Annotated in this window: 19 protein-coding genes and 1 tRNA gene; 10 read left to right on the top strand and 10 right to left on the bottom strand. The window is 68.5% G+C overall.

All coding sequences use genetic code 11. From position 1 onward, the window contains the following. Positions 1-454: 454 nt before the first annotated feature. The gene (aroA, locus tag FD678_RS00390) at positions 455-1,771 is read left to right on the top strand and encodes a 3-phosphoshikimate 1-carboxyvinyltransferase (protein ID WP_140718637.1); all 1,317 of its coding nucleotides are present in this window, start codon (positions 455-457) and stop codon (positions 1,769-1,771) included. Here the strand turns inward: aroA and FD678_RS00385 are convergent. Next, positions 1,755-2,312 carry an energy transducer TonB gene (locus FD678_RS00385; protein ID WP_218569400.1) on the bottom strand — a complete coding sequence of 186 codons (558 nt, stop codon included), beginning with the start codon at positions 2,310-2,312 and terminating at the stop codon, positions 1,755-1,757. The genes aroA and FD678_RS00385 overlap by 17 nt on opposite strands. A gap of 105 nt (positions 2,313-2,417) precedes the next feature. After that, entirely contained in the window at positions 2,418-3,080 is a 663-nt protein-coding gene (locus tag FD678_RS00380; RefSeq protein WP_140718636.1) for an energy transducer TonB, read from the bottom strand. 110 nt (positions 3,081-3,190) lie between these two features. Between FD678_RS00380 and serS the strand changes: the two genes are divergently transcribed. The 3 genes from serS (at position 3,191) to FD678_RS00365 (ending at position 5,874) form a co-directional block, all read left to right on the top strand. Beyond that, a complete protein-coding gene (gene serS / locus FD678_RS00375) occupies positions 3,191-4,471 on the top strand; it encodes a serine--tRNA ligase (RefSeq protein ID WP_140718635.1) in 1,281 nt (426 codons plus the stop codon). Between the two features lie 211 nt (positions 4,472-4,682). Further along, complete coding sequence (locus tag FD678_RS00370) at positions 4,683-5,678, top strand: LysR family transcriptional regulator (RefSeq protein ID WP_140718634.1); 996 nt, start codon at positions 4,683-4,685, stop codon at positions 5,676-5,678. 106 nt (positions 5,679-5,784) lie between these two features. Further along, positions 5,785-5,874, top strand: a tRNA-Ser gene (locus FD678_RS00365). Here FD678_RS00365 and FD678_RS00360 read toward each other — a convergent pair. The 5 genes from FD678_RS00360 to FD678_RS00345 all read right to left on the bottom strand — a co-directional run bounded on the left by FD678_RS00360 (position 5,836) and on the right by FD678_RS00345 (position 7,822). Then, the gene (locus FD678_RS00360) at positions 5,836-6,153 is read right to left on the bottom strand and encodes a helix-turn-helix transcriptional regulator (RefSeq protein WP_140718633.1); all 318 of its coding nucleotides are present in this window, start codon (positions 6,151-6,153) and stop codon (positions 5,836-5,838) included. The genes FD678_RS00365 and FD678_RS00360 overlap by 39 nt on opposite strands. 73 nt (positions 6,154-6,226) lie before the next feature. Continuing rightward, complete coding sequence (locus FD678_RS00355; protein ID WP_177497472.1) at positions 6,227-6,403, bottom strand: hypothetical protein; 177 nt, start codon at positions 6,401-6,403, stop codon at positions 6,227-6,229. Positions 6,404-6,491: 88 nt separating this feature from the next. Then, on the bottom strand, positions 6,492-7,085 hold the full coding sequence (locus FD678_RS20130) for a hypothetical protein (RefSeq protein ID WP_177497470.1): 594 nt from the start codon (positions 7,083-7,085) through the stop codon (positions 6,492-6,494). Between the two features lie 91 nt (positions 7,086-7,176). Beyond that, positions 7,177-7,578, bottom strand: a complete 402-nt coding sequence (locus FD678_RS20125; RefSeq protein ID WP_177497468.1) for a hypothetical protein — start codon at positions 7,576-7,578, stop codon at positions 7,177-7,179. Continuing rightward, positions 7,571-7,822: a hypothetical protein gene (locus tag FD678_RS00345; protein WP_140718631.1), complete on the bottom strand. Its 252-nt coding sequence runs from the start codon at positions 7,820-7,822 to the stop codon at positions 7,571-7,573. The genes FD678_RS20125 and FD678_RS00345 overlap by 8 nt, the downstream gene beginning before the upstream one ends. A 425-nt stretch (positions 7,823-8,247) precedes the next feature. On the opposite strand from FD678_RS00345, the gene FD678_RS00340 reads away from it, so the two are divergent. Then, positions 8,248-9,255, top strand: coding sequence for an LLM class flavin-dependent oxidoreductase (locus FD678_RS00340; protein ID WP_140718630.1), 1,008 nt, complete (start codon positions 8,248-8,250; stop codon positions 9,253-9,255). Between the two features lie 48 nt (positions 9,256-9,303). Here the strand turns inward: FD678_RS00340 and FD678_RS00335 are convergent, their stop codons facing one another. Further along, complete coding sequence (locus FD678_RS00335; protein WP_140718629.1) at positions 9,304-9,954, bottom strand: exopolysaccharide biosynthesis protein; 651 nt, start codon at positions 9,952-9,954, stop codon at positions 9,304-9,306. Then, positions 9,938-11,251 (bottom strand): hemolysin family protein, encoded by a 1,314-nt coding sequence (locus tag FD678_RS00330; protein WP_140718628.1) that lies wholly within the window; start codon positions 11,249-11,251, stop codon positions 9,938-9,940. Before FD678_RS00330 ends, FD678_RS00335 begins: the two co-directional genes overlap by 17 nt. Before the next feature lie 274 nt (positions 11,252-11,525). Between FD678_RS00330 and FD678_RS00325 the strand changes: the two genes are divergently transcribed. The 3 genes from FD678_RS00325 to FD678_RS00315 all read left to right on the top strand — a co-directional run bounded on the left by FD678_RS00325 (position 11,526) and on the right by FD678_RS00315 (position 14,287). Next, a complete protein-coding gene (locus FD678_RS00325) occupies positions 11,526-12,152 on the top strand; it encodes a DUF47 domain-containing protein (RefSeq protein WP_140718627.1) in 627 nt (208 codons plus the stop codon). Positions 12,153-12,225: 73 nt separating this feature from the next. Beyond that, entirely contained in the window at positions 12,226-13,347 is a 1,122-nt protein-coding gene (locus FD678_RS00320; protein WP_140718626.1) for an inorganic phosphate transporter, read from the top strand. Positions 13,348-13,504: 157 nt separating this feature from the next. Continuing rightward, positions 13,505-14,287: a CDP-diacylglycerol diphosphatase gene (locus FD678_RS00315; RefSeq protein ID WP_218569398.1), complete on the top strand. Its 783-nt coding sequence runs from the start codon at positions 13,505-13,507 to the stop codon at positions 14,285-14,287. Positions 14,288-14,391: 104 nt separating this feature from the next. Here FD678_RS00315 and parE read toward each other — a convergent pair whose 3' ends face one another. After that, positions 14,392-16,281 carry a DNA topoisomerase IV subunit B gene (gene parE / locus FD678_RS00310; protein ID WP_140718624.1) on the bottom strand — a complete coding sequence of 630 codons (1,890 nt, stop codon included), beginning with the start codon at positions 16,279-16,281 and terminating at the stop codon, positions 14,392-14,394. Between the two features lie 165 nt (positions 16,282-16,446). On the opposite strand from parE, the gene FD678_RS00305 reads away from it, so the two are divergent. Further along, positions 16,447-16,707: a hypothetical protein gene (locus tag FD678_RS00305; protein ID WP_140718623.1), complete on the top strand. Its 261-nt coding sequence runs from the start codon at positions 16,447-16,449 to the stop codon at positions 16,705-16,707. 176 nt (positions 16,708-16,883) lie between these two features. Further along, entirely contained in the window at positions 16,884-18,548 is a 1,665-nt protein-coding gene (locus FD678_RS00300; RefSeq protein WP_140718622.1) for a CTP synthase, read from the top strand. The last annotated feature ends 60 nt before the right edge of the window (positions 18,549-18,608 follow it).

Raw genomic sequence — 18,608 nt, 5'->3', positions numbered from 1 at the left:
AGGGCGGATGAGGGTGCGAGCGAAGCCTCATGCGGTTTCACTCGCCATCTCTCTACCGTCATCCCCGCGTAGGCGGGGATCCAGGGACGTTGCTTTTGGCCTTTGGGGCCTTTGGCGATAAAGCCAAAAGCTTTCGCCTTTGGCGAGTTACTTTTCTTTGCTCGTGCAAAGAAAAGTAACCAAAAGAAAGCACGCCCCAGATCTCCGCGCCCTCCGCGCCGTTGGCGCTCCGGGTCCGCTCCGCCAGCGGGATTTTTCGACGGGACATCCTGTCCCGGCGAAAAACGACGTGCATCCTTGCACGTCGCCCTTCGGGTATTTCCCCGCTGGCTTCGCCGCTGCGAATGGGGCCCCGGAAAGCAGAAAAGCAAGGCAACAACTTAAAGTCGCAAGCAACTGCAACAGCAAATTCAACGGCAACAACGCGGCTTCGGCCGCCGGACGAGACTTAACAATGACCGGTTCGCAATCCTGGATCGCACGCAAGGGCACGGCGCTGCACGGCACGCTGGCCATCCCCGGCGACAAGTCGGTATCGCATCGTGCGGTGATGTTCGCTGCACTGGCGGACGGCACGTCGCATATCGATGGTTTCCTGGAAGGCGAGGACACCCGGGCCACCGCGGCGATCTTCTCGAAGCTGGGCGTGCGCATCGAAACCCCGTCGCCGTCGCGACGCATCGTGCACGGCGTCGGCGTGGACGGCCTCAAGGCGCCCCAGGGCGAACTGGATTGCGGCAATGCGGGCACCGGCATGCGCCTGCTCGCCGGCCTGCTGGCCGCGCAGCCGTTCGACAGCGTGCTGGTGGGCGACGAGTCGCTGTCGCGCCGGCCGATGCGGCGCGTCACCGGGCCGCTGGAGCAGATGGGCGCCAGGATCGACACCCGGCCCGACGGCACGCCGCCGCTGCATATCCACGGCGGCCAGGCCTTGAGCGGGATCGACTTCGCCTCGCCGGTCGCCAGCGCCCAGGTCAAGTCCTGCGTGCTGCTCGCGGGCCTGTATGCGCAGGGCGAGACCACGGTGCGCGAGCCGCACCCGACCCGCGACTACACCGAGCGCATGCTGTCCGCGTTCGGCGTGGACATCGCGTTCTCGCCGGGCTACGCGAAGCTGCGCGGCGGCCAGCGCCTGCGCGCGACCGACATCTCGGTGCCGGCCGATTTCTCGTCGTCGGCCTTCTTCCTGGTCGCGGCCAGCGTGATCCCGGGGTCGGACGTGACCTTGAAGGCGGTGGGCCTCAACCCGCGCCGCACCGGCCTGCTCGCCGCGTTGCGGCTGATGGGCGCGGACATCGAGGAGCTGAACCACGGCGAGCATGGCGGCGAAGCGGTCGCCGACCTGCGCGTGCGCTACGCGCCGTTGAAGGGCGCGCGCATCCCCGAGGAGGTGGTACCGGACATGATCGACGAGTTCCCCGCGCTGTTCGTCGCGGCGGCGGCGGCTCGGGGCCAGACCGTCGTCAGCGGCGCTGCCGAGCTGCGCGTGAAGGAATCCGACCGCCTGGCGGCGATGGCGACCGGCCTGCGCATGCTGGGCGTGCAGGTGGACGAGACGCCGGACGGCGCGACCATCCACGGCGGCGCCGCGCTCGGCAGCGGCACGATCGAAAGCCATGGCGACCACCGCATCGCCATGGCCTTCGCGATCGCCGGCCAGCTCTCGACGGGCGAAGTCAGGATCGAGGACGTCGCCAACGTGGCGACCTCGTTCCCCGGCTTCGACACGCTCGCGCGCGGCGCCGGGTTCGGGCTTACTGCTGCGCCTTGAAGTCGACCGGCAACTGCACCGTGCTGGCCACGGCGTGGCCGTTGCGGATCGCCGGTTCGAAACGCCAGCCGCGGACCGCGTCGATCACCGCGCGGTCCAGCTCGCGGTCGCGGGTGCCCTTGCGCTCGATGATCTCCACGTCGTCCACGTGGCCGCGCGCATCGATGCTCACGCGCGCCACCACGCTGCCCTCGATGCCGGCGCGCAACGCGCGCGGCGGATAGACCGGCAGCGGATTGCCGCCCAGCGGCCGGGCGTCGCGGTTGCGCACGACGGGAGCGCTGCGCTGTGGCTCCTGCTTCACCATTGACGGTTGCTTCGGCTGCGCGGGGGCCGGGATCACTTCGCTGGCGGCGGGGGGCGCCGGCGGCGCGGCCACGGTCTCGGGGCGCTCGCTGCTGTTGCGGATCCACCACCAGGCAGGCGCGGCGATCAGCAGCAGGATCAACAGGGCCCACAGCAACGGGGAGACGGTGCGCTCGCGTTCTTCGGCCGGCACGTCGCCCTGGTGCCGGATGTCGTGGGTGGGGGACATGGCCATGGTCTACCTCCTGCGTCGTGGTACAGGAGCAGTCTTGCCACGATCGGGCGGCGAGGGTGTCAGTTCCGGGTGAACCCGGCGGTCGCGCCGCCGCTGGGGTTCAGCTTACTGACCCGGCTTGAAATCGAACGGCACGTCGATGCTGCCCGGCACGGGGCGGCCGTCGCGATGCGCGGGCCGGAAGTGCCAGTCGCGCACCGCGTCCATCGCGGCACGATCCAGGTCGCGCGAACCGCTGCGCTGGACCAGCGCCACGTCGACCGGAACGCCGTTGGCGTCCACGTCGACCCGCACCACCACGGTGCCGCTCTCGCCCCGGCGCAGCGCGGCCGGCGGATAGGTCGGCGGTGGCATCTGGCCCTGGATCGGCAGCGGGCGATCCTCGGGCAGGTTGGCGGCCGGGCCCGCAGGTGCCGGCGCGGGAGCAGGCTCGGCCGGCGCGGGCGGAGGAGGCGGCGCGGTTTCCACCAGCTTGGGGGCCTCGTCCCCGCTGGCGTCCTCGGCCGGCTTGGCGCCGGGCATGTCGGCGGCGCCGTCGTCTCCGGCGGCCAGCGGCGCCGGGAGCGGGGCGAGCGCGTCGTCCGGCTGTTGCCGCGCCGCATCCTGGGCCGGAGCGGTGGTCGCCGCGGCGGGATCGTCCTTGCGTGCCACCAGCCAGACCAGCACGAAGCAGAGCACGCCCAGGCCGAACGCGATGCCGGCGATCTTCCAGGTCTCTCGGGGAAGGCGAAACGCGAAGCGCGGAGCAGGGGAGCGGCGGGCAGGCATGAAGATCACCGGGAATGACCCCCGGATTCTGTCACAGCCCGAATGAATCGAGCGGCAGAACGGAGCGCGACAGGCGATAATCGCGGTCTGTCCCAACAAGAACCGCCTCCATGCTCGATCCGGCCCTGCTCCGCCAACAGCCCGCTGAACTCGCCGAACGCCTGCGCGCCACGCGCGGCTTCGCGCTCGATACCGCCCGGCTGGAGTCGCTGGAGAGCGAGCGCAAGCGCATCCAGGTGCGCACCCAGGAATTGCAGGCGCTGCGCAACAGCAAGTCCAAGGCGATCGGCCAAGCCAAGGCCAAGGGCGAGGACGCCTCGGCGCTGATGGCGGAAGTAGCGGGCTTCGGCGACGAGCTGAAGGCCTCCGAGGTCGAGCTGGAGCGCATCCGCGGCGAGCTGGAAGCGCTGGCGCAGGGCATCCCGAACCTGCCGGCGGACGACGTGCCGGCTGGGCAGGACGAGAGCCAGAACGTGGAGATCGCCCGCTGGGGAACCCCGCGCAGCTTCGATTTCGCGGTCAAGGACCACGTCGAGCTGGGCGCCCGCAACGGCTGGCTGGACGGCGAGACCGCCGCCAAGCTGTCCGGCGCGCGCTTCACCGTGCTGCGCGGCCCGATCGCGCGCCTGCACCGTGCGCTGGCGCAGTTCATGCTGGACCTGCACACCGGCGAGCACGGCTACGAGGAGACCAACGTGCCGGTGATCGTCAATGCCGAGAGCATGACCGGCACCGGGCAGTTGCCGAAGTTCGAGGAAGACCTGTTCTCGACCGAGCTCGGCGAGCACCGGCGCTATCTCATCCCGACCTCGGAAGTGCCGCTGACCAACATCGTGCGCGAGGAGATCGTCGATGCCGAGCGCCTGCCGTTGCGCATGACCGCGCACTCGATGTGCTTCCGCTCCGAGGCCGGCAGCGGCGGCCGCGACACCCGCGGCATGATCCGCCAGCACCAGTTCGAGAAGGTCGAACTGGTCAGCGTCTGCAAGCCGGAGGACAGCGAGGCCGAGCACCAGCGCATGACCGAATGCGCCGAGGCCGTGCTGCGCAAGCTCGGCCTGCCGTACCGCAAGGTGCTGTTGTGCACCGGCGACATGGGCTTTTCCGCGCGCAAGACCTACGACCTCGAGGTGTGGCTGCCGTCGCAGGGCACCTACCGCGAGATCTCCTCGTGCTCCAATTGCGGCGACTTCCAGGCGCGCCGGATGCAGGCGCGCTGGCGCAACCCGGCCACCGGCAAGCCGGAACTGGTGCATACCCTCAACGGCTCGGGCGTGGCGGTCGGCCGCGCGATGATCGCGGTGATGGAGAACTACCAGAACGCGGACGGCTCGATCGACGTGCCCGAGGCGCTGCGGCCGTACATGGGCGGTACCGGTCGGATCGGCTGAGGGTCTTCCGCAGCCTCCAGGCCGGAGAACGACGGGCCCGCGCATCGCGGGCCCGTCGCGTTTTCGGGACAGGGGAGCCTGGCGCGCTTGAAGGTGCGACAGGCGGCCTCATGGAAGAGGCGCGGCACCTGGACGGGCAACAAGGTACATCGTTGCCTTGGTGGGATAAATGGAGTCTAATGTCGGTTATCGTTCCATTGGTGTTGCCGTCATGCACGATCTGAATGACCTGTACTACTTCGCGATGGTGGTCGATCACGGCGGCTTCGCCGCGGCGGAACGCGCACTGGGAATCCCCAAGTCGCGCCTGAGCCGGCGCATCAGCCAGTTGGAGACCGACCTGGGCGTGCGCCTGCTGCAGCGCTCCACCCGGCGCTTCGCCGTCACCGACGTCGGCATGAGCGTGCACCGCCATGCCCAGACCATGCTGGCCGAGGCGCAGGCCGCACGCGAGGTGGTCGATCGCCTCAGCGCGGAGCCGCGCGGCCTGGTGCGGGTCAGCGTGCCGGTGTCGCTGGCGCAGATCCAGTTGCCCAAGCTGCTGCCCGAGTTCCTCAACAAGTACCCGAAGGTGCGTCTGCAGCTGAACATCAGCAACCGCCGCGTCGACGTGATCAACGAAGGCTACGACGTGGCCCTGCGCGTGCGTTCGCGGCTGGACGACGACGGCAGCCTGGTGATGCGCAGCTTCGGCCAGGTGCAGGAACTGCTGGTCGCCAGCCCGAAGTACCTCGATCGCGCCGGCCGCCCGCGGACGCCCGAGGACCTCGCGCACCACACCACCATGAGCATCAACGAGGACGAGGCGCACCAGCGCTGGGAACTGCATGGTCCCAACGGCGAGACGCGCCGCGTCGAACTGCAGCCGCGCGTGGCCGGTTTCGACTTCCCCTTGCTGCAATCGATGGCCCGCGACGGCTTCGGCATCACCATGCTGCCCGAGACCGTGTGCGCCGAGGCGGTGCGCGCCGGCGAGCTGGAAGTGGTGCTGCCGGACTGGTCGCTGCCGCAGGGCATCTGCCACGCGGTGTTCGCCTCGCGCCGCGGCCTGCTGCCGGCGGTCCGGGTGTTCATCGACTTCCTCGCCGAACGCCTGCCGCGAGAGATCGAACGCTCGCGCCTGGACTGCGGCGGCAACTGCGAGGAAGTGAAGGCCAAGCTCAAGCAGGCCAGCGAACGCCGCCTGCAGACCGCCGAAGTCGGCTGAGCAAAAACGCGTCGGGCATGCGAGAATGCCAGCCCGGCGCAAGCCGCGGACGCCGCACAACGCGGCGCCCATTCGCGACCGGAGCGGTCGCGCATGCAACAGCAACGGAGAGATGGCCGAGCGGTTTAAGGCACCGGTCTTGAAAACCGGCGAAGGGTCAAACCTTCCGTGGGTTCGAATCCCACTCTCTCCGCCAAGTGTATGCGCAAGCCCCTGATTCATAAGAGAAATCAGGGGCTTTTGCTTTATCGCCCATACTCGTACTCATACCGCGCTTGTCGATACCCCGGCTCGCGATTCGCTGCTGCTGCCAAGCCTCGATCTCGCTCTTCAGCCACCACCCGGACGCGGTATCGAGGTCCGGAATCGCACACGGGAACGTGCCTTCTTTGATTGGCTTGTAGATCGCCGATCGACCGAGGCCCACCCGGCGCTCCACCTCGGCGCGCGGCAGGAATACCGGGGGCCTGGGCATTGCCTGCGCTTGGTCGCTGATCAGTCGGGACTCGCTTGCTGCTCTCGTCGATTGTCTCTCCGTGGCGGCTGTGCTATTCGTCGCACACCGCCAGGTAGGTGGTAAGGAAGCTTCTGAAGATGCACCGCTGCAGGTGGCTTATCCCGCGGCCGCGCTTGGCCTCCAGCCGGCGCTGCGAGGCGCTCCCTTGCGTGTAGTAGACGCAGGTCCCGCAGCGAGGCGGATCGGGATCGAATCCCTGCTCGCGCATGGCGCGCACGCGGCGCGCGCGTCCTATGGGCTGCGCGGGTTTGCTCCCTCGACCTTGCGCATCATGTCCAGGAGTTCGGATCTCAGGCTCATCGGGATACTCCGTCCTGGGGCTGGGCGGCCGCATCCTGCTGGTGCTGAAGCGACCGCTCGTACTGATAGGCGGACAGGCTGGTCAGGAAGCGCAGGGCCATCGCGGCGACCTGAGTAGCCTCCGCAGCCACGTCCTCGGGTGTGGACTTGTGCGGTTCGTAGGTGGCTTGCAGGACGGCCTGGGTCAGCTCGCCGAATTCCTCGCCGAGCACAGCCAAGGCGTGCAGTGGATCGGTCGGCCAGGTCGGGAACTTGCGCACGGCGCGCTCCAGCTCTGCGAGCACGGGCTCGAGGCATTCCGGCACCGCCCGCTGCTCGGGGGCGGAGACGGGCGACAGCTTGGTTGCCCAGTCGTGCAGGTCGCCAAGGTTCGGTAGCAGTCTGTCCTCCCAGTGCGCCCACAAGGCCTTGCGTACTTCAGCGATGTCGTCGGCCGGCACGCCAGCGGCAGCAGGGGGCGCACGCAGGGCAGTGGCGATGGCGCGGACTGCGGCGGACATCGACACAGTGCCGCTCAGGTTCAAAGAGAGATCATGGCCGATCTGAGCCTCCAATAGGTTCCGGGCTTGCTTGAAATCAATCTCATCCATTACGGGGCTCCTTCTGGCTGATTCCAGCATTGCAGCAGAGCTGGCAGTTGCTCCGGGTTTTCCTCGCGCCACTGCCGCCAGCTCTCGTGAGTCAGCACGTGCTCAGCCCAGGCCGGGTGCTCACGGCTGGGCGGTGCATCGTGGGTGTGTCGCGGAACATCGTATCGATGAGCCGCGCAGTAGAACTTGTCGCACCGGCATTCATCCGCCACGCCCTGCGTAGGCCAGGCCGCGGTGATCTTAGCATCGCAGCCAACGTGATCGCAGAAGACCGGCACGCCGTAGCCGCGCCAGCGCTTCCACTTCTCTTGCGGAACTGCAACGCGTTGATCTGCGGCTGAAGCGGTTCGTCGTGCGCTGGCGACTGGGGCTCGTCCGCATGCTTGGCTTCTCGCAGGGCGGCGCAAACAGTCTGGATAGCGTCCTGTACCTCATGCGGGATGTGGCCCTTGCGGTGCTCAAGGACTTCCAGCGCCTTCTCGATCTCAGTCATTGCGGGCCTCCTTCTGGGTGTCGATCAGGGCACGTTCGACGGCATTGATCGCTTCGTCGAGATCGTCCATGCACTTCACGCCGCGTGTTTCGACCACTTTGTTCCGCAAGTACTTCGCGGCGGACGCGAGACGCCGTAGCGGCTTCTCCAGGTCCACAGCCTGCGCGGGCGCGGTGGTGCCAAGCCGCTCGGAACGCTCCGCCTGCACAATGAACCTCCCCGCCAGTGCGATGGTATCGGTCAACCTGGCGCGATTGATCGTGTTCGGCCGCGACCTGCCTGGCGCGGATCGGCCGCGGCGGTGCTGCGCGGATCGCTTCGGAGCAGGCGCAACTCGTCGGTTCGCTGCAGTACCCCTTGACGGTCGGGCGGGACGAGGAGGCGGTCGCCACGCTCAGGCGACTCGGTCCGACATATGCCGGGCTGCTCGCTGCGTTGCAGGACGCGGGACGGGAAAGGTAGTCGGGGGGCGGCGCCTGCCTGGGGAGGGCCTGGGCGCCGGCAAGCCTCGTCGGGACCGAAGTCCCTCCCGCAACGGCTCCCATCGAAATCCCGCGCGCTGCAAGCGGGATGCTGGAATGCTGTAACGCCATCGACCGGACGCTGGGCCGCTGGTGTCGGCGCCGGGCGGCCCCATCTCGGCAGGTATCCCCGTGCCGGAATCCGCCGATGATCCCGATTTCCGTACTCGACCTGGCTCCCGTCTGCGAAGGCAGCGACACCACTCGTGCGTTCGCCAACATGCTCGACCTGGCCCAGCATGCCGAGCGCTGGGGCTACCAGCGCTACTGGCTGGCCGAGCACCACAACATGCCGGGCATCGCCAGCGCCGCGACCGCGGTGCTGATCGGCCACGTCGCCGGCGGCACGAAGACGATCCGGGTCGGCGCGGGCGGGATCATGCTGCCCAACCATGCGCCGCTGCAGGTGGCCGAGCAGTTCGGCACGCTGGCATCGCTGTATCCCGGCCGCATCGACCTGGGCCTGGGGCGCGCCCCGGGCACCGACCAGCCGACCGCCCGTGCGTTGCGGCGCTATTTCGACAGCGCCGACCAGTTCCCGCAGGATGTGGCGGAGTTGCTGCGCTACTTCGAGCCGGCGGTGGAAGGGCAATTGGTGCGCGCGGTGCCCGGCGCCGGGATCGAGGTGCCGGTCTGGCTGCTCGGTTCCAGCCTGTTCAGTGCGCGGCTGGCGGCCGCGCTCGGCTTGCCGTTCGCGTTCGCCTCGCATTTCGCCCCGGATGCGATGGACGAGGCGCTGGCGATCTATCGGCGCGAGTTCCGGCCCTCGGCGCGGCTGCAGAAGCCGTACGCCTTGCTGGCGCTGAACGTGGTCGCGGCCGGTTCGCGCGAGGAGGCGCGGCAGTTGTTCACCAGCCAGCAGCAGGCGTTCGTCAACCTGCGGCGCGGCCGGCCCGGCAAGATCCCGCCGCCGATCGACGACATCGAGGCCTATTGGCAGCCGCACGAGAAGTTCGGCGTGGAGAACGCGCTGGCCTGCACCGTGCTGGGCGACGAGGCGGACGTGGCGCAGGGATTGGACGATTTCGTCGCGCGTCACCGCCCGGACGAGCTGATGGTCACCGCGAACATCTACGATCACGCGGCGCGGCTGCGCTCGTTCGAACTCGCAGCGCGCGCCTGGCAGGGGCGCCGGGCCGGTGCCCTGCAAGAGTGACGGCGATCGCCGCACGCGCCGCCCGTGCCCGGGAGGTTCCGCCCGGGCTCAGCCCAGCCTCGACAGCCAGCCCTGGAACAGGTCGACCAGCTGGTTCGACGTGATGCCGAAGGCGAACACGCAGATGCCCGCGGCGATCCAGCACGCCAGCATGAGCACGCCGTCCCGTTCCAGCAGCGCCAGCGCGAACAGCAGCAGGATGGCGCCGAACAGGTAGTTGGTGAGCGGGATCGGCAACGCCAGCAGCAGGCCGGTCAGCGCCAGCAGCAGGCCGGTGAACATGCGCGCGGGCAGCGGCGAAAGCAGCAGGCCGAACCGCGCCTTCAGCAGGCGGTCCAGCCAGTGCAGCATCGGCGCGATCTTGCCCATGAAGCGGCGCGTGGTGCTGCGGCGCGGACCGCGCTCGCCGATGAAGCGCGGCAGCCAGGGATTGCGCAGTCCGAACAGCATCTGCAGGCCGATCAGGATCACCAGCGGCCCGCTCACCGCGCCGCCGATGCCGGGGATCGGGATGAACGCCGGCAGGATCGCCACGAACAGGAACACGCCGAAGCCGCTCTGCTGCAGCGTCGCCAGGATGTTGCGCAGGGTCAGTACGGTCTCGTCGTCGCCGATCGTGAAGTGCGCCAGCAGCGTGCGGATACCTTCGTTGCGGTAGCGGGCCTCACCCGCGCCTGCAGGGTCACCCGACGATGTCATCGCTTTCCTCTTCCTCGAGCCGGCGCAGCAGCAGCTTGTCGATGCGGGCGCCGTCCAGGTCGACGATCTCGATGCGCCAGCCGGCCCAGTCGAAGTACTCGCCCGCGTGCGGGATGCGGCCGAAGTAGTAGATGCACATGCCGGCCAGCGTGTGGTAATCGCCTTCCTGCGCGGGCGGCAGCTCGGCGCCGCCGAGCACCTCGCGCAGTTCCTCGACCGGCAGCGAGCCGTCGATCAGCAGCGAGCCGTCCTCGCGCATCACCACCAGCGCGTCCTCGTCGGTGTTCTCCACCGCCTGCAGGCGGCCGACGACGGCGCCCATCAGGTCGCTGATGGTGACCAGGCCCTGGATCTCGCCGTACTCGTCCACCACCAGCGCCATCGACTGCTGTTCCTCGCGGAAGATCTCCAGCAGCTTCATCGCGTGGGTGGACTCGGAGACGAACAGGGTCTCGCGCAGGTGCTTGAACAGCTGCCGCGATCCTCCTTCCAGATGGGTGACCAGCGACTTGACCTCCAGCACGCCGACGATGTCCTGGTCGCTGTCGCGGTAGACCGGGTAGCGCGAGAACTCGTGCTCGCGCATCACCGCCAGGTTCTTCTCGGCGTCGGCGCCGATGTCGAGCCAGGCGATGCGGTTGCGCGGCGTCATCAGGCTGTCGGCGGTGCGGTCGCCCAGGCGCATGACGCGGTTCATCATGTCGCGCTCGTGCGTGTCGATGACGCCGGCCTCGTGGCTCTCGGCGACGAGCATGCGGATCTCCTCCTCGGTCACCGAGGCGGACTCGTCCTTGCCGAGGCCGAGCAGGCGTAGCACCAGCTTGGTCGAGCGGGCCAGCACCCAGACGAACGGGGCGCCGGCCCGGGCCAGCCACGACATCGGCATCGCCACGAAGCCGGCGAACGTCTCCGGCCGGGTCAATGCCAGGCGCTTGGGCACCAGTTCGCCGAAGATCAGGGTGATGAAGGTGATCAGCACGATCGCCAGCGCCTTGCCGATGGTCTCGGCATAGGGCAGGGCCGGGATCGCCGTGCCCAGCTGCGTGCCGATCACCTCGCCGATGGCGTCGCCGCCGAGCACGCCGGTCAGGATGCCGATCGCGGTAATGCCGATCTGTACCGTGGACAGGAAGTTCTCGGGGTTCTCGGCCAGCGCCAGCGCCTTCTCGGCGCGCTTGCTGGACTGGGCCATCTGCTTGAGCCGGCTCTTGCGCGAGGTCATCAGCGACATCTCCGACATGGCGAAGAAGCCGTTGAGCAGGATCAGGGCGAATACGATGAGGAGCAGCTCAAGCACGGGCGTCGTCCCCGGTCAGTGAAGGGGAGGGCGTCGCGGAGCGGTGTCCGGACCGCGCGGAGGCGGCGTAACGGGGGGAGGTAGGGTCGTCGTCCATAGGCTGCGCCCAGCGGGCGCGAGGACCATGTTAACAAAAACCCGGCCAGCGTCGGCCAACCCCGGCTAGGGCGCCGTGAAGGCGGCGTCGGGGCGGCGGATACCCAGAACGGTCATCCAGCGGTCATAATTCCGCCCCAGTGCCGTCCCTCCGCGACGGCGGGATACCACCTGACGCATGTTTTCCCTGCAGACCATCTTCGGTTCCGGCAAGCAGTTCTACACGCTGTTGAACGAGGCTGCCGAAGCCGCCCACGACAGCACCAAGGCCCTGCATTCGATGATGCGCGAGAGCGACCGGCAGCCCGCGCTCGATGCCTTCAAGCTCGCGCGCCTGCGCGAGCGCGCCGCCTCGGACAAGATCGGCCAGGCCCTGGTCGACAGCTTCATGACCCCGATCGAGCGCGAGGACATCGAGGCGCTGGGCTCGGCGCTGTACAAGATCCCCAAGCAGGTCGAGAAGTTCGCCGACCGCTACTCGCTGGCCACCCAGCACCTGGCGCACATCGATTTCGCCCCGCGCGCGGCGATGCTGGAGCAGGCGGCCTCGGTGGTGGTGGAGATGGTGCGCGAGCTGCCGTCGATGAACCTGGACCGCATGACCGCGCTCAACGACAAGCTGCGCATGCTCGAGAACGAGGCCGACCGGTTGATGCTGGAGCTGTACCGGGACATCTATTCCGGGCGCCTGGACAACCTGCAGATGTTCCTGCTCAAGGAGTTCTTCGAGATCCTGGAGAAGGCCATCGACCGCTGCCGCGAGGCCGGCGTGGTGGTCTACCAGATCGTGCTGAAGAACTCCTGATGGCCATGTCGCGGGTTGCTTGCATGTCCATTCCGGGAGTCGCGGGCGCGGTCGCGCGCTCGGGGAGGCAGGGATGCTGACGCTGGTCATCGTGGTGATCCTGGCCGCGCTCGTCTTCGAGTTCATCAACGGCTTCCACGACACCGCCAATTCCATCGCCACGGTGGTGGCCACCAAGGTGCTCTCGCCCGGATGGGCGGTGATGCTGGCCGCGGTGATGAACCTGATCGGCGCCCTGACCGGTACCGCGGTGGCGCTGACGATCTCTTCCGGCCTGCTCGATTCCAACGTGATCGAGGTGACCCCGCAGGTGGTGCTGTGCGCGCTGCTGGGCGGCATCATCTGGAACCTGATCACCTGGTGGAAGGGGCTCCCGTCCTCGTCCTCGCACGCGTTGATCGGCGGCCTGTGCGGCGCCGGCCTGGCCGCCGCGCACAACAACTGGGACGTGCTGATCTGGTCGGAGAACGTCGGCAACTGGGCCAAGAACAAGGGCCTGCTGTGGAAGGTGTTCGTGCCGATGATCACCTCGCCGATCGCCGGGTTCATCCTCGGCATCCTGGTCATGATGCTGCTGTGGGCGATCATCGCCGGCATGTCCAGGGTGGGCGGCTCGATCGGGCGGCTGGCGCGCCCGCGCTGGGTGAACGCGTTCTTCGGCAAGGCGCAGATCGCCTCGGCGGCCTACATGGGCTATGCGCACGGGCACAACGATGCGCAGAAGACCATGGGCATCATCGCCATGACGCTGATCGGCGCGCAGTCGGTAGGGGCCCTGGACGACCTGCCGCAATGGCTGTGGTTCCTGCACCCGCAGGCGCACGGCGGCGACGGCATCCCGACCTGGATCGTGCTGACCTGCGCGCTGGTGATGGCGGCCGGCACCGCCTCGGGCGGCTGGAAGATCATCAAGACGCTGGGCCACAAGATGGTCAAGCTGCATCCGATCCACGGCTTCGCCGCGGAAACCAGCTCGGCGACGATCCTCACGCTGGCGGCGCACTTCGGCATGCCGGTGTCCACCACGCACAGCATCTCGACCGCGATCATGGGGGTGGGCTACGCGAAGAATCCGCGCTCGCTGAAGTTCGGCGTGATCGAGCGCATCATCTGGGCCTGGATCCTGACGATCCCGGCGGCGGGCGGCGTGGCTTACCTGATCCTGCGCGGCTTCGAACTGTTCGGCTGGGCCTGAGCCCGTCGCGGCAGTGTCCCTGCCAGGCCCGCCGGTCGCCCCGGCGGGCCTTCGTGTTTCCGGTGGCGGACGCCCAGGCGCGTGCGTCATGGATCGGCAACCGGCGGCGGTCGCGGGACGGCTATCATCCCCGGTCCTGTCGCCTGCGGAGCCGTCGTTGAAATCGCTGGGAAAATGGTGGCTGGCGCCATCGCTGGCAGTCGCGGGGATCGCGGCCGCGCTCGCCGCCGGCAAGGTCCGCGATCCCGATGCCCTGTGGCGGATCGTAAGCATCGGCTGCAACGAGCGCGTCGCAACGCGTTCGGCGGATTGCGTGGCGGTCTGGGCCGATCCCGCCCGGCGCTCGGCGGTGCTGAAGGACCGCCACGGCGATTACCAGCACCTGCTGCTGCCGCTGCAGCGCGTCACCGGCATCGAGGATCCGCGGTTGCTGCAGCCGGCGATGCCGAATTACTTCGCCCTGGCCTGGCAGGCGCGCGGCTTCGTCGAGGGCGCGTTGGGTCGGCCGTTGCCGCGCCGCTATATGAGCCTGTCGCTGAACTCGCCGCACGGGCGCTCGCAGGACCAATTGCACATCCACCTGGATTGCCTGCGGGCGGACGTGGCCGCGGTGCTGGCGCGGCAGGCGAAGGTGATCGGCGGGGACTTCGCGCCGTTGCCCGAGCCATTGCGCGGCCATGCCTATCTCGCGCGCTACCTGCCCGGCGAGGCGCTGACCGCCGATCCGGTGCACCTGCTGGCGCAGGCGCTGCCGCCGGGGGAGGCGCTGGAGCGCTATTCGCTGGTGGTCGCCGGCGCCGAGGATGCGCGCGGGCCGGGTTTCGTGGTGCTGGCGACCCGGCTGGACGCGCTGGCGGGCAATTTCGCCAGCGGCGAGGAACTGCAGGACCACGCCTGCGGCGTGGTCACCGGGGCCAGGGCGCTCGACGGGGTGCGCTAGGCTAGGCGGGTGCTGCCGTGGAAGGGACTTCAGTCTCGACGCCTATTGTCGGGACTGAAGTCCCTCCCACAAGAAGGTCTCTGCTGGGGCGCTGGCGCCTGCGTTCAGACTTCCAGCGAGGCCAGGTCGCCCTTGGTCTCCAGCCACTGCTTGCGGTCGCTCGCGCGCTTTTTCGCCAGCAGCATGTCCATCAGCGAGCGGGTCTGCTCGCCGTCGTCGACGGTGAGCTGGACCAGCCGGCGGGTATCCGGGTGGATGGTGGACTCGCGCAACTGCTGCGGGTTCATCTCGCCCAGGCCCTTGAAGCGGGTCACGCTGACCTGGCCCTTGATCTTCTCGCGCTGGATCTTCTCCAGCAGCACGCGCTTTTCCTCCTCGTCCAGCGCGTAGAACACCTGCTTGCCCACGTCCACGCGGAACAGCGGCGGCATCGCGACGAACACGTGGCCGGCCTCGACCAGCGCCGGGAAGTGCTTCAGGAACAGGGCCGAGAGCAGGGTGGCGATGTGCAGGCCGTCCGAGTCGGCGTCGGCGAGGATGACGACCTTGCCGTAGCGCAGGCCGGAGATGTCGTCCTTGCCCGGGTCGCAGCCGATCGCGATGGCGAGGTTGTGCACTTCCTCGGAGGCCAGCACGCTGCCGGAGGCGACTTCCCAGGTGTTCAGGATCTTGCCGCGCAGCGGCATGATCGCCTGGAAGTCCTTGTCGCGGGCCTGCTTGGCGCTGCCGCCGGCCGAATCGCCTTCCACCAGGAACAGCTCGGTGCGGGAAAGGTCCTGGCTGATGCAGTCGGCCAGCTTGCCGGGCAGGGCCGGGCCCTGGGTGACCTTCTTGCGGACGATCTGCTTCTCGGTCTTCAGCCGCGCGCTGGCGCGCTCGATCGCGATCTGGGCGATCTTCTCGCCGATCTCCACGTTCTGGTTGAGGTAGAGGCTGAAGGCGTCGTGCGCGGCGCCCTCGATGAAGCCGGCGGCCTGGCGCGAGGACAGGCGCTCCTTGGTCTGGCCGCTGAACTGCGGGTCGGTCATCTTCAGCGACAGCACGAAGGCGACCCGGTCCCACACGTCCTCGGGCGCCAGCTTGACCCCGCGCGGCAGCAGGTTGCGGAAGTCGCAGAACTCGCGCAGCGCGTCGGTCAGGCCCGAGCGCAGCCCGTTGACGTGGGTGCCGTGCTGGGCGGTCGGGATCAGGTTGACGTAGCTCTCCTGGACCAGTTCGCCTTCCGGCACCCAGGCCACCGCCCAGTCCACCACCTCGGTGTCCTTCTTGAGCCCGCCGACGAACAGGTCGGCCGGCAGCAGCTCGCGCCCGGCCATCTCGCCCTTGAGGTAGTCGCGCAGGCCGTCCTCGAAGTACCAGGTGTCGCTCTCGCCGCTGGCCTCGTCGAACAGCTTGACGGTCAGGCCGGGGCACAGCACCGCCTTGGCGCGCAGCAGGTGGCGCAGCGAGCGCAGGTTGATCTTGGGGCTGTCGAAGTACTTCGGGTCCGGCCAGAACCGCACCCGGGTGCCGGTGTTCTTCTTGCCCACGGTGCCGACCACTTCCAGCGGCGTGTCGCGATGGCCGTCGCGGAAGGTGATGCGGTGCTCGCTGCCCTCGCGCTTGATGTGGACCTCGACCAGCTTCGACAGCGCGTTGACCACGCTGACGCCGACGCCGTGCAGGCCGCCGGAGAAGGTGTAGTTGCGGTTGCTGAACTTGCCGCCGGCATGCAGCCGGGTCAGGATCAGCTCCACGCCGGGGATCTTCTCCTCCGGATGGATGTCCACCGGCATGCCGCGGCCGTCGTCGGCGACCTCGCAGCTGCCGTCCTTGTAGAGCGTGACCTCGATCTGGCGAGCGTGCCCGGCCAGCGCCTCGTCCACCGAGTTGTCGATGACTTCCTGCGCCAGGTGGTTCGGGCGCGCGGTGTCGGTGTACATGCCGGGCCGGCGCTTGACCGGGTCAAGGCCGGAGAGGACTTCGATGTCGGCGGCGTTATAACGGGTATTCATGCATCTCGGACGGCGTGAAACGACGCGCAAGTGTGCGGTCTCGACCGTTTTTTTGCACGCGGCGACCCGCGTTCAGTGGCGATGGGGGCGGGGGCGGCTAGGCTGGCGTGGATTTCCTGGGTAGCCGCCCCCATGTACGGGGGCGACCGAGACGGAGGTGCGACGATGAAACTCAAGAGTGTCCTGATGCTGGCGGCGGGCCTTGCGGCCACCGCTGCCGTGCCGGCCGTGCTGGCGCAGAGCGCGCCGCAGCCGCAGGCGAACGAGGGCGCGGCCGCGCAGAAGCAGGCCGAGCAGAAGGCCCAGACCGAGGCCGAGCGCAAGGCCCAGCGCCGCGCCGCCGCCGCCGCGGAGAAGGCCAAGGCCGAGAAGGAAGGCAAGATCGGCAACCGCGTCGAGGAAGAGGAAGAAAAGCCCGCGCGCTGATCCCGGCAGGTCGTTTCGTGGACGCCCCGGCCCCGGCCGGGGCGTCCTTGTTTTTATGAGTCCTCCGCGGGAGCGCCGGCGCCCCGCGCGGGCTTTTTCGTTCGTCGACACCGGCCGGGGTGCTTGGGCAACCCGGCTCCAACCGTTAAACTATGGCTTTCCGGGAGTCCCCGACCATGACCCCCCTTATTTTCGTTACCGGCGGCGTCGTGTCCTCGCTTGGCAAGGGCATCGCGGCCGCTTCGCTCGCGTCCATCCTCGAAGCGCGTGGCCTGAAGGTCACGATGATGAAGCTGGACCCCTACATCAACGTCGATCCGGGCACGATGAGCCCGTTCCAGCACGGCGAGGTCTACGTCACCGACGACGGTGCCGAGACCGACCTGGACCTGGGGCACTACGAGCGCTTCGTGCGCACCCGGCTGAGCCGCAAGAACTCGGTCACCACCGGCCGGATCTACGAGAACGTGATCCGCAAGGAGCGCCGCGGCGACTACCTGGGCGCCACCGTGCAGGTGATCCCGCACATCACCGACGAGATCCGCCGCTGCATCGACGAGGCCACCGAGGGCTTCGACGTGGCGCTGGTGGAGATCGGCGGCACCGTCGGCGACATCGAGTCGCTGCCGTTCCTGGAGGCGATCCGCCAGGTCCGCACCGAACGCGGCGCCGAGAAGGCGATGTTCATGCACCTGACCCTGGTGCCGTACATCGCCGCGGCCGGCGAACTGAAGACCAAGCCGACCCAGCACTCGGTCAAGGAACTGCGTTCGATCGGCATCCAGCCGGACGTGCTGCTGTGCCGGTCCGAGCAGGCCATCCCCGACTCCGAGCGGCGCAAGATCGCGCTGTTCACCAACGTGTCCGAGCGCGCGGTGATCAGCTGCGCCGACATCGACGTGCTGTACGGCATGCCGCTGGAGCTGCATCGCCAGGGCCTGGACGAGATCGTCATCGACCAGTTCAAGCTGCGCAACAAGGCCGGCCAGGCCGACCTGTCCGAGTGGGCGGCGGTGGTGGACGCGGTCAAGCACCCGCTCGACGAGGTCAACATCGCGGTGGTCGGCAAGTACGTCGACCACCAGGACGCCTACAAGTCGGTCGGCGAGGCGCTCAAGCACGGCGGCCTGCGCCAGCGCACCAAGGTCAACCTGAAGTGGATCGAGGCGCAGGACCTGGAAGGCACCGACATGGCGCTGCTGCGCGACGTCGACGGCATCCTGGTGCCGGGCGGCTTCGGCGACCGCGGCTTCGAAGGCAAGGTGCTGACCTCCAAGTACGCGCGCGAGCACAAGGTGCCGTATTTCGGCATCTGCTACGGCATGCAGGCGGCGGTGGTGGATTACGCCCGCCACGTCGCCGGGCTGGAGAACGCCAACAGCACCGAGAACGACCGGCAGTCGCCGAATCCGGTGATCGGGCTGATCACCGAGTGGCGCACCGCCACCGGCGAGGTCGAGCGCCGCGACGAGAAGTCCGACCTGGGCGGCACCATGCGCCTGGGCCTGCAGGAGCAGCGCCTCAAGCCGGGCACGCTGGCGCGCGAGCTGTACGGCAAGGACGTGGTGGCCGAGCGGCATCGCCACCGCTACGAGTTCAACAACCGCTACCGCACCCAGCTGGAGGACGCCGGCCTGGTGATCGCCGCCAAGTCGATGGACGACACGCTGGTGGAGATGATCGAGCTGCCGCGCGAGGTGCACCCGTGGTTCCTGGCCTGCCAGGCGCACCCGGAGTTCCTGTCCACGCCGCGCGATGGCCATGCGCTGTTCGTGGGCTTCATCCGCGCCGCGCGCGAGAAGAAGGCCGGCGGCAAGCTGTTGAAGGAAGCGCGGGCTTGATGCTTTGACGCCTTCTCCCTCGGGAGAAGGTGCCCCGAAGGGGCGGATGAGGGTACGGGC

This window comes from Pseudomonas sp. Hp2 (assembly GCF_006386585.1).
GTDB classification, from domain to species: domain Bacteria; phylum Pseudomonadota; class Gammaproteobacteria; order Xanthomonadales; family Xanthomonadaceae; genus Pseudomonas_S; species Pseudomonas_S boreopolis.
The sequence above is the reverse complement of the archived record's forward strand: the minus strand, read 5'-3'. Positions and strand labels throughout refer to the sequence as shown.

Coding starts and splice junctions, on each gene's coding strand:
- FD678_RS20130 (WP_177497470.1), bottom strand. CDS start 7,085: ATGGATGAGATTGATTTCAAGCAAGCCCGGAACCTATTGGAGGCTCAG.
- FD678_RS00340 (WP_140718630.1), top strand. CDS start 8,248: ATGATCCCGATTTCCGTACTCGACCTGGCTCCCGTCTGCGAAGGCAGC.
- FD678_RS00385 (WP_218569400.1), bottom strand. CDS start 2,312: ATGGCCATGTCCCCCACCCACGACATCCGGCACCAGGGCGACGTGCCG.
- FD678_RS00335 (WP_140718629.1), bottom strand. CDS start 9,954: ATGACATCGTCGGGTGACCCTGCAGGCGCGGGTGAGGCCCGCTACCGC.
- FD678_RS00325 (WP_140718627.1), top strand. CDS start 11,526: ATGTTTTCCCTGCAGACCATCTTCGGTTCCGGCAAGCAGTTCTACACG.
- FD678_RS20125 (WP_177497468.1), bottom strand. CDS start 7,578: ATGACTGAGATCGAGAAGGCGCTGGAAGTCCTTGAGCACCGCAAGGGC.
- parE (WP_140718624.1), bottom strand. CDS start 16,281: ATGAATACCCGTTATAACGCCGCCGACATCGAAGTCCTCTCCGGCCTT.
- FD678_RS00320 (WP_140718626.1), top strand. CDS start 12,226: ATGCTGACGCTGGTCATCGTGGTGATCCTGGCCGCGCTCGTCTTCGAG.
- serS (WP_140718635.1), top strand. CDS start 3,191: ATGCTCGATCCGGCCCTGCTCCGCCAACAGCCCGCTGAACTCGCCGAA.
- FD678_RS00360 (WP_140718633.1), bottom strand. CDS start 6,153: ATGCCCAGGCCCCCGGTATTCCTGCCGCGCGCCGAGGTGGAGCGCCGG.
- FD678_RS00300 (WP_140718622.1), top strand. CDS start 16,884: ATGACCCCCCTTATTTTCGTTACCGGCGGCGTCGTGTCCTCGCTTGGC.
- FD678_RS00355 (WP_177497472.1), bottom strand. CDS start 6,403: ATGCGCGAGCAGGGATTCGATCCCGATCCGCCTCGCTGCGGGACCTGC.
- aroA (WP_140718637.1), top strand. CDS start 455: ATGACCGGTTCGCAATCCTGGATCGCACGCAAGGGCACGGCGCTGCAC.
- FD678_RS00305 (WP_140718623.1), top strand. CDS start 16,447: ATGAAACTCAAGAGTGTCCTGATGCTGGCGGCGGGCCTTGCGGCCACC.
- FD678_RS00380 (WP_140718636.1), bottom strand. CDS start 3,080: ATGCCTGCCCGCCGCTCCCCTGCTCCGCGCTTCGCGTTTCGCCTTCCC.
- FD678_RS00370 (WP_140718634.1), top strand. CDS start 4,683: ATGCACGATCTGAATGACCTGTACTACTTCGCGATGGTGGTCGATCAC.